Raw genomic sequence first — 9,436 nt, 5'->3', positions numbered from 1 at the left:
GTTGCTGCTAAATAATATTGAATAATAGCTATTTATTAGTAACGCTACGCATAATATAACACTTTGCATAATGGTGCTTATGTTCAGCTTTGCATAAGCACCATAGGCTTTCCATGCCGCAGCACCCTTTTATACACTTTTATATATTGTTTTGACCAATCCTTTTATACCTTATTGGATTTTGCCATACGCCCATTCTTGCCGCCCCATTTTCCAGTGCAAAGTTACGGCATGGGAAACACGTCAAGCACCGCCATACTATCCTTCGAGATTGCTTGCCTTTGTTTCCCTGTCCTGCCGTTTCCATCCGCACGTAAAATGTCCTTGCGGTAAGGGCGGAAAGCCCGGACAACAGGGAATGCACACAATGTCCAACTAATAAAAACAAGAACCATGTACTCAAACATCATTCAAATCGGAACGGAAGTCATCGGCAAGGAGGATTTCATAAACGCGCTCACGTTGTATGAAGGCGGTTATGGCTTCTTCGACTATTGTTCGGAAGTCCTGGAAGCATACCGTAAAATCGTGATTGAGGATTTCTGCAGCTGCATACTGCCCGAAGGGATGTTCACGCCCATCGACGAAAATTCCCTGCGGTATAACGGCGGCATCGGCAAGTGGACGGAAGAGTGGGTGGCCCGCATCCACGGCAAGGCCGTGAAAGTGTCATCCGAAAACGTATTCAAGTTCGTCGGAGAGGCATACTGGCTGAAAAGGGAGATTGAAAATCCGCTGGATACGAACATCAGGTTTTTCATCGACGGCGAACCCATGCTATCGGCCGGCTTCATGTCCTGGGTCAGCGGGTTGGAGGAAGGAACGGTACTTTTCTTCGGCGGTGTCATCCGCTATCATTTCTGACACGGATGCATCAACATTGGTAACTGCCGGCAGGGTGGAGCAAACAAATCCACCCTGCCGACCGTACCTTTATGAGACCGCTTCCCTTTTACCGTCCCCGTCGGTACGGCACGTGTTCCTCCGCCACCGTACCCACAAGCTCTCGTTCCTCATGAGCCACTTCTTGTGTGTTCCCGTCGCCGTCCACATCCATGATGTCCGGCTTGGCTTCGATGCGCTCCTGTACGGCCTCAATCTGCTGCGAAATCATCGAGGTCGCCCTTTTTACATCGAACAAGGTCGTTCTCAGGAACTCCGGCGACTCTTTTAGGCTGCCCAGCCACGACTTCAGGTAAGCCGCCGACTCCTCTTTTACCTGCTTTGCCATACCATAACGTGAAGCCAACAGCGCACTACCCAGCTCGGCCACCAATTCCTCCCTTGCGTATTCCTCCGACCCGAATGCAGCGGGTTTCAAGCGGTTCAACCGGCTCTCATGTCCGGAACTATGGGTCATCTCATGCAGCATGGTGCCGTAATAGGATTCCCCGTTCACGAACTGCGCCTTTTCAGGAATGACAATTTCGTCCTTGCTGATGCTGTAATACGCCCTGTCCTGATGCATGGGGCGGATAGGACATACCCACAGTCCTTTGTCCACCATCTCGTCCAACGGGGCGAAGGAGAATGACTCGCCGTCCAATTTTACGGGCGGTTTCAGTTCATTGGCAGACCGAATCTTCTCGTACAGTTCGGGACGAGCCTCGCGGAGGTTGGTCTGGTCCACATTGAACACGTTATATACGTTCATCTTCGGATAAACCGAATATCGCTGTTTTTCTTCATCGGACAGCCTTTTATAGTCCTCATACTTGATTTTCTCTTTCGTTTCCTTGTCCACCACGGTAAAGGTGGTGATAAAAACCGGGAAGGATCTCTCGCCTTTCTGCACGGACACCAACGACAGCTTCTCTCCGTTTTCATCCAGCAAAGGCTGCCGCGAGCCGTCCTTCTTCTTGCTGTAATTGAGCGACAAGGCCGCATCGAAGGTGCAGAACACGGGAAGCTCATACCCCCTTTTCTCACATTCCAATGCCAGTAGGCTCGATATTCGACGCCTTGACACCTTTCGGTGGTAGGTTTCCAAATATCTGCCCCCAAACCGTACGTACATGTCTCCATGTATACGGCTTTCCATTAATAACATCAATCTATTTTTCACTTGCTCTTTGGATTTTCGCATTGCATGTTTCGCATACTACTAACGTTTTCCTGCGCTTTTTGAGCATAAGTTTTTCCCATTCGTTCTCACCCTTTAAAAGTGTGAGTTTACGCACGTGATGCATCACTACATTGCCAGTTTGACCGCATAGTTCGCAACATGAAGTTTTAAGTCTGTCAACAAGAGTTGGCTCAGGAAGCCAACAAGTATTTGGCAGATTGTCCACTTCGGGAAAATCGTTGATAGTTTGGCGCTTAAAGCCTTGATTGTATAACACTACACATTTCTCTTTGCCATTCTTATCCTTGTAGGGAATCACAAAGTCCTTATCTTTTCGGTATTTATTTCTTACCTTACTGATAGTACTGTTGTGCTTGTTGGCAAGGGTTTTGTATAGGCTAAACCTCATCGCATAGCCAAATCCGCTTCCTACCGCAGCTATATTGTTGGCAATAGAGAAATAATTGTAGAAACCTCTGATTTCAAGATTGTATTGCATCAAGATTTCTTCTTCCTTCTTACCGACTAAATATCCACGAGATTCGGGCCACCATAATCTTCTTCCTTGAATGTCCTTGATTCTTATGGCCTTTAGAGCCAAAAGTTTCTTTTCGACATTATCGGGAGAGAGCGATATGACAACCTTCCCTTGGAAAGACCTACGGGTGAAGCCAAGGCTATTTCTTCGTAGCGTATTTGACTTTTGGACTGAGATTTCGAATCCGAGAAATTTAGCATGTTCATGCGAATGAGTGATTAAGGTCTTTTCATCGGAAAGTTCCAACTTCAGTTTATCACGCATATAAATCGTGATGTCCTCTTTCATCTTCTTGCAATCTTCTTTACTGCCAATTACTCCGATTAGGAAATCGTCTGCATAACGAACATATTTCATTCGTTTGTAGTTTTCATCCATTGCCATGTTGTACGGAATTGTAACCATTTTGGCTTTCAATGCTTGGATTTCGTCCATTAGTTGTTGTCTAACAGATTCGTCCATTTCGCTTTTAAGCTTGCGTTTCAGTGCATTACGTTTGTTGCAGAAACGGTTATACTCGGGGTTGACCCTTCTGCCTTTTCCAGTGTTGAAGTTTTCGGCATATTCCTTGATATACTTATCGAACTGGTCAAGATAAATGTTTGCCAAAATTGGGCTAACGATTCCACCTTGGGGTGTTCCCGAGTACGTCTTGTGATATGTCCATTTCTCCATATAGCCAGCATTGAGAAACTTGCGGATTAGTCGTAGAAAACGTTCGTCACTAATTCTCAGTTTGAGAATATCGATGAGTACATTATGGTCAATATTATCAAAGAAACCTTTTATGTCTCCTTCGATAAACCATTTCGCACCAGTGAAGTGTTTTTGGATGTCATCCATTGCAGTATGGCAACTCTTGAAAGGTCTAAAGCCGTGAGAAGTGCATTCAAAATGCCCTTCATATATGGCTTCAAGAAGTATTCTTGTTACCTCTTGCACAAGTTTATCCTCAAAGGACGGAATACCAAGAGGACGGAGTTTTCCGTTTTTCTTTGGTATATACGTTCTTCTTGCCGGAACTGGTTGGTAAGTCTCGTTTTTGAGGCTTTCGATGAGTCTTTCTATTCTTTGAGTTGACATTTGGTCTATAGTTTTGCCATCTGCTCCAGGTGTCATATTGCCTGGCTTTGCATATATGCGCTGATAAGCAATATAGAACATCTGTTCATTGAATAGATTCCGATACAGCCTTTCGAACTTGTAATCCGAAACTTTGCTGTGAACGATTAGATTGTTTAATACTTGCTCTGGATTTCTCATAATGTCTCTCACATTATCCTTTGTTTGTATTAAGTTATTAACTGCTCTCCTTCGCCATGTGCAAGGCTTTCCCTTGCTCGGACTACTACGAGAGCTCCGTTACCATGTCGGGTATTCAGAACCTATAATTCATAGCCTTTCGGCATCCCGATTTAGGTAATCCCAGTTTAGTTACGTAATAACTATTAGCACGATAGATTTTCGGATGCGACTTTCGTCTTTTTCTACTTATTGCAGTGTGTCGTAACCGATTCTTTTGCCACTCAGACTGATGTTTTGAATGAGGGTGTTACGATACGTCGTTTGTAATTGCCTTCCGACGCAGCCACAGCGTATGTCACTTGACTATCGTTTAACCAATCAAGGTTTCATCCTTGTATCTATCTTTCTACCTCACCCCTCAGTAGCAACATGGCAATTAGTTGACTTAGGGTTTTACTGACATGCTACACTCCCCATCGGGTTTCCCCTACGGATAAGTCAGTTGGTAGTAGGTGATTCGAATCCTCACCTAATCTCTTGCCAAAGAGATATTTATTACGCAGCCAATACTGGCGCACACATCAGAGCATTCATCCCGTTGTACTCCCTGCCCGAAAGGTTCTTCGGCCATTTCATCATGCCCGCCGTGAACCAGGGTTTCGACCAGTCCTTTTGCAGGGTGGAAATCTTCTCGATCATCAGTTCCGTGAAACGTTCCAACGCCCGGTCTTCGGCTGACGGACCATCCCTGTGGTAATCATTCCTCTTTGCCATGCTTATTCCTGGGTTTGATAGTTATTATCCTTTTTTACCCATTCAGCCAACTCTTCCACCCGGCAAGCGATGTTGAGCTTGTCAAGGTAGGCTGACAATTCTAGCTTGCCCTTGGCTGTTATACCCGTCTTAGGTGCAAGGAAAGTCTCCCGCTCTGCCGAGAAACGGATGAAACGCACCCAAGTGAAAGCGAAGGCTTCTCCGTCTTTCTCGGTGCTGAAAGCCGAGAATACAAGATACTTGCCGCCTTTCTTGTCGGTCTTTTCCTCCACCTGCTTGCCGATGGTGCCGCGAAATTCAATGTCGCCCGTTATGCTGTCCTTGTCGGATACAGGGGCAAAATCCACTGCTTCGGCATGGAAATTCAAGTATAGGTTGTCGCTACGCTTACGGAAAGTAAGCGTACCCTGCATTTCCACCCTTGCACCCACGGCATACGAGGTGGTATCTGTTTCTTCTCCGTCCATTGATACGGAGATTTCCACTTGCTTGCCCGCACCCGACTTGGCGGGAATGGTTGCCTTGACGGTAAGGCAGATAAACGATTGTCCCTCGCTGTTGGTCCGCACCGTCGCCGCCCGGCTGACCGTGCCGTTGATTGTCACATTGCATTTGATCATAATTGTTATCCTTTATTGGTGATGTATTCGTTATTTCGCTATTCTGTCTTTTATCTGATTTGCAGGTTCTCGCCTTGACCATTGTGTTGTTCCATTCCCTGCTCATAGTTCTGTGCCACTTGGCCGGAAAGGGCGATGCTGTTCACTATCGCCACCACTTGGATGCGTTTCTGCTCTGCTGTGGTACCCGTATCGGAAAGGACAAGGGAAAGGCGGTTCATCTCCGATGCGGTCAGTTCGTGCGAGAAGATTCCGCTGCCATTGTCCATATGCAAGATGGGGCGGCCGCCGTCCTGTATCTCCAACACGCATTCCTTGCAGGCGGGCAGCAATGCCGAAAGGTCGATGCGCTTGCCCAAGGCCGCTTCGGTGGCCACTTTCATCTGTTCATCCTTGTTGTCAATCTGCATGGCCAATGCCATGAGCGAAGTGAACATCGTAATGGCCATCTCCACTACGGGATCAGTGCCGTAGCCAAGACGTGCACCGCTGTCCTCCGAGGAAAGCAACTTTTTCATCCATTCTTCCGGTGACAGGGTTGTGTTGATGGCCGCACCATCAGCAGCCTTGTATTTTTCCATCAAGTCCTTGCCTTCATACATCAGTTGCAGGTTGATGTTCCCCTTTTGGGCGACATCGGCCAAGTATGCTGCAGGATCGATGTTACGCCTGCTGCCGTCCGTGGAGATTTGCACCACACCGAATTGAAGGTTGTCCCCCGACACGCCTACCAGCTGTCCGGCGTTTACCGTATCGCCCACTTTGGCATTCGTGTTTGCCAAGTCTTGGTAGCTGACCTGATAGATGGTGCCGTCTGTCCGTGCATACTCTACCGTCAGTGATTTACCGGTGTCCACCGCCACCACCTTGCCATTGTCTTCCGTGGCCAAAACGGCTTCATGGTCTGTTTGCAGGGTGATGCTGCGTTGTCCGCCGAACGGCGCAGTCACCAACAGAAACTCCAAACGTTCCAATGGAAAGGCATAACCTTTGCCCTCTTCGGTAAGGTGGCTTTCCCTGTCCTCGCCAGGTGTCCGGCCTTGTGCTTGCTTCTCTTCCATTACCATGCGGTCGTACTTGTCAAGCCCGTTCCGCTCGATGATGCCAATGAGCGAGGCAGCGTAGTTGCCTCCCGTGGCATATCCCGCCTGTTCCAACCCTTTCGCCCAGCCCTTGTAGTCATCGGCTTGCAACTTGAAACATCCGGCATACCGTTTGTTCTCTGCCAGGAAACGGGAATGGTGTTCGTAGGAATCGGCCACGCTGTCATAGCTGCAAAACTTCTCATTGGGTTTGTCATCTGTATACAAGCCATACCTGCCGCCACCGTCCAACCAGCCTTGCGTGGCCTTGATGCCGAAATGGTTGTTCTCTTTCTTTGCCAAAGAGCTTTCGCCGTTGCTGCTTTCCAATATGCCCTGCGCCAGTGTCACGGAGGCCGGTATTCCGTAGCGGCGCATCTGCTCCATCGCACATTTGGCGTATTGCTCCGCATATATTTCGTTCTTGCTTTTACCCATATTTGAATCTTTTGATTGTCAATAATCCCTGTTATCTCCCACGCCCCACACGTGCCTCATTCTCATGGCTTACCGTTTGCTTGGATTCTTCCAATTGGTCACAAATTGCTACCCGTTGCCCTGCACGGATAAGTTTGGGAAGATGGGTGTCCAAATCCACGAAGGGGAATGAAACGGTATCCGCCTTATCTCCCTGTTCCACATCAAGTTCCAATATCCGTGAGGCGGTCTGTGCATCCTCCTTGTAGGCCACATAGTTGTCGCCGGTCCGGAACAGCAGCAAAGCATCTGGGTGTTTGGATTTAAGTTGGCCGAACTGTTCCTGCATGGACGGGGTGAAAGAGTGTCCTTTGGCGGTGGCCTCAGATGCCATGTTGGTTTGTTCTCCTTGTTTGGATTCCTGTGACTGGATTTGCGCGTTTGCCTGTTGCAACACATCGGCAAAGAGCATGCCTGCCAGATTAGTTTTGTATTCGGCCATATCCTCCGCCGCCCACATCCGTTGCCACTGTTGGGGCGTCACCAGCCTCGGCTGTACCTTCTCCACGCCATCAATGACCGGGGCGCAGAGGATGCGCTCGTCCTTAGTGCGGAAAATATTCACTCTTTTAATCCTTGACAGGTCGGCATTCTCGGTGTGACCAGCGAACAAGTCCGTTTTCAGTTCCGGCATATTCTGCGCCAAGGCGTAGTATTTATTGGCCAAGCTGCGGCGGACTTCGGCGGACGCTTCCTGTTGCCCTTGCTTGATGGTGGTGAAGAAACGGTTGACATCCTCCTTGTCGGGATAGACGCTGAATGACGCCTCTCCCTGTGGTTTAAGGTACAACGCCCACCGCCCGTCATCGTCACGCAGCATCTGTATGCGGTCGAACTGCACGGTGGTCGCGTTTTTCACCGCCTCGGACACGTCGATGTGCGAAAGTGTCCGCAGTTCCTTGCCCTCTAATTTGGCCGTAGTTACCTCCTTGCCCTCAAAGTAGCTGTCATCGGGACGGAAACCCAGTAAGCCGTCCTTGTTAAAGAAACGGACGAATGCAGCGCCTTGCGCCCGCAAGGCACTCTCGATGCGTGGCTTGGAGAAGCCGGGCAGGTTGTTCGTCACCGCCTTTGCCCCGCGTTCCGACCGTTCTTGGGCACTCATCACCTCGTCCGGTGTCAGGCTGTACGGGCGTTTGTCACCGTCGGGCAAGACCACATGGCCACCTTCCAACGCCCCGCCAGGCAGCACGACATCCACGAGACCCGTCTGCTTGTCGCGCACGATGACCATCTCCTTGGTGGAGCGGTCAGGTATCCCTTTCAAGCTGTCAGACACCGCATAGCTGCCCTTGGTATTCCACTCGGCAGGAATGTACTCCTTGCAGGACTCCACCATCTGGGTGCCGTAATTGGCGGCTTCGGTAAAGGCGATCTCCACCACTTCGGGGTCTTCGTCACGTACCCTCGACAATGCTTCTTCCACCTTTTTGTCATAAAAGCCCAGACTAAACTTTTCCATGAAGCCCTGTTTCTCGGTGGGAGAGGCGAAATTGCGGCTGTCCACGCCCATGCCTCCCTTACGGATGATGTCGAGCAGGATGGCGCTCTCCCTTGAATCTACTTGCGGCTTCTGTTTCTCGCGCAGTTCGGTGGTGCGTTTGTGATCCCGCAAGGCCGCGTATTCTATCTTCTCGCCACGCTCCGCCTTGCGCATCACCTCCACGGCATTGTTCACGTCCGTTTCGATGGCTTCCAGCAATATGGGGTTCTCGTGCAGTTCCTTCGTCCAGTATTCCACCAAAGGCAGGTTCTCCGCTGACATCTTGGCCGGCAGACCGAACTCCGTCATCTTCACGCCAGCGGCGAGTTCAGCCACCAGTCGTTCATATTCCACGGCATCTTCCGAAGGTGCCTTGCCGCCTTGCATCACCATGCCTTCACGGGCAAGACGTTGCTGATGCCCGGTGGCACTTGCCACTTGGCGCACCAATTCCTGCACATAGTCGGGGTAAGAGGCAAAATGCTTTTGGTCTGGCATATAGACGGCATCCTTGGCGGTGTCGTAACGGGGTATGCCTGTGCCGTCCTTGCGGATAGGCACGAGGTTTTCCTTGACATGCGCCACGAAATGGTTGACGGCGTTCCGCAACTGCCGCTCTTCCGCCTTGAGGTTGCCCCGGTCGTTGATGCCGCCATGGCTCTCCAGCAGGGCACGGTAGGTTTCGGGATTGGAATCGGGCAGCGTGGTCTGGTCCACGTTGAACAGGATGCGTATCTCCCGGTTGCGCACTCCTTTGTATTGTTTCCGCTCTTCCTTGTCCATCCGGAGGTAATCCTCCCTCGACATCGTGTCGTTCGGGTCGTTGCGGTTAACATACTTCTCCCATTTGTACCAATGGAAGGGCACACCTTTTTCACCTTGCAGCACCGCTTGTCCGTATTTCTTGGCCTCGTTGAACGAGAAATAACGGGCGGTCTTGTAACCTCCACGGTCGGTGTGCATAGCGAGTATGAGAGCGTTGAATGGACTAACTTCAGGGCCTTTCGGGTAAAACATGGGAGCCGTCCTGCCCGAAGCGTTCAGCCAGTAGCCGCCGCTGCTTGCCGCTCCGTTTAATGCGCCTGACAGCAGTTCCTTTTCTCTTTCCACTGCGGCTTTCTCTTGAGGACTTTTATTCTTGCTCATTTTTTT

At 49.9% G+C, this 9,436-nt stretch carries 5 protein-coding genes and 2 pseudogenes; 1 reads left to right on the top strand and 6 read right to left on the bottom strand.

Annotated elements, in window-relative coordinates:
* Positions 1 to 393: 393 nt before the first annotated feature.
* On the top strand, positions 394 to 864 hold the full coding sequence (locus tag H6B30_RS14180; RefSeq protein ID WP_205102803.1) for a hypothetical protein: 471 nt from the start codon (positions 394 to 396) through the stop codon (positions 862 to 864).
* A gap of 208 nt (positions 865 to 1,072) precedes the next feature.
* Here the strand turns inward: H6B30_RS14180 and H6B30_RS14175 are convergent.
* The 6 genes and pseudogenes from H6B30_RS14175 to H6B30_RS14150 form a co-directional block, all read right to left on the bottom strand.
* A pseudogene (locus H6B30_RS14175) lies at positions 1,073 to 2,017 on the bottom strand (zincin-like metallopeptidase domain-containing protein); the annotation flags it as partial.
* A 37-nt stretch (positions 2,018 to 2,054) separates the two neighbouring features.
* Positions 2,055 to 3,866: a reverse transcriptase domain-containing protein gene (locus H6B30_RS14170; protein ID WP_204444234.1), complete on the bottom strand. Its 1,812-nt coding sequence runs from the start codon at positions 3,864 to 3,866 to the stop codon at positions 2,055 to 2,057.
* A gap of 561 nt (positions 3,867 to 4,427) precedes the next feature.
* A pseudogene (locus H6B30_RS14165) lies at positions 4,428 to 4,622 on the bottom strand (ArdC family protein); the annotation flags it as partial.
* Positions 4,623 to 4,624: 2 nt separating this feature from the next.
* Entirely contained in the window at positions 4,625 to 5,242 is a 618-nt protein-coding gene (locus H6B30_RS14160; protein ID WP_205102800.1) for a hypothetical protein, read from the bottom strand.
* Between the two features lie 50 nt (positions 5,243 to 5,292).
* Positions 5,293 to 6,762: a glucosaminidase domain-containing protein gene (locus H6B30_RS14155; RefSeq protein ID WP_205111716.1), complete on the bottom strand. Its 1,470-nt coding sequence runs from the start codon at positions 6,760 to 6,762 to the stop codon at positions 5,293 to 5,295.
* A 31-nt stretch (positions 6,763 to 6,793) separates the two neighbouring features.
* Positions 6,794 to 9,430 carry a MutS N-terminal domain-containing protein gene (locus H6B30_RS14150; RefSeq protein ID WP_205111714.1) on the bottom strand — a complete coding sequence of 879 codons (2,637 nt, stop codon included), beginning with the start codon at positions 9,428 to 9,430 and terminating at the stop codon, positions 6,794 to 6,796.
* Between the last annotated feature and the right edge of the window lie 6 nt (positions 9,431 to 9,436).

It is taken from the genome of Marseilla massiliensis (assembly GCF_016899955.1).
GTDB lineage: Bacteria > Bacteroidota > Bacteroidia > Bacteroidales > Bacteroidaceae > Prevotella > Prevotella intestinigallinarum.
The sequence above is the reverse complement of the archived record's forward strand: the minus strand, read 5'-3'. Positions and strand labels throughout refer to the sequence as shown.

Excerpts from the sequence above, each read along its gene's own strand:
- H6B30_RS14160 (WP_205102800.1), bottom strand. The coding sequence starts at position 5,242 with ATGATCAAATGCAATGTGACAATCAACGGCACGGTCAGCCGGGCGGCG.
- H6B30_RS14180 (WP_205102803.1), top strand. The coding sequence starts at position 394 with ATGTACTCAAACATCATTCAAATCGGAACGGAAGTCATCGGCAAGGAG.
- H6B30_RS14150 (WP_205111714.1), bottom strand. The coding sequence starts at position 9,430 with ATGAGCAAGAATAAAAGTCCTCAAGAGAAAGCCGCAGTGGAAAGAGAA.
- H6B30_RS14170 (WP_204444234.1), bottom strand. The coding sequence starts at position 3,866 with ATGAGAAATCCAGAGCAAGTATTAAACAATCTAATCGTTCACAGCAAA.
- H6B30_RS14155 (WP_205111716.1), bottom strand. The coding sequence starts at position 6,762 with ATGGGTAAAAGCAAGAACGAAATATATGCGGAGCAATACGCCAAATGT.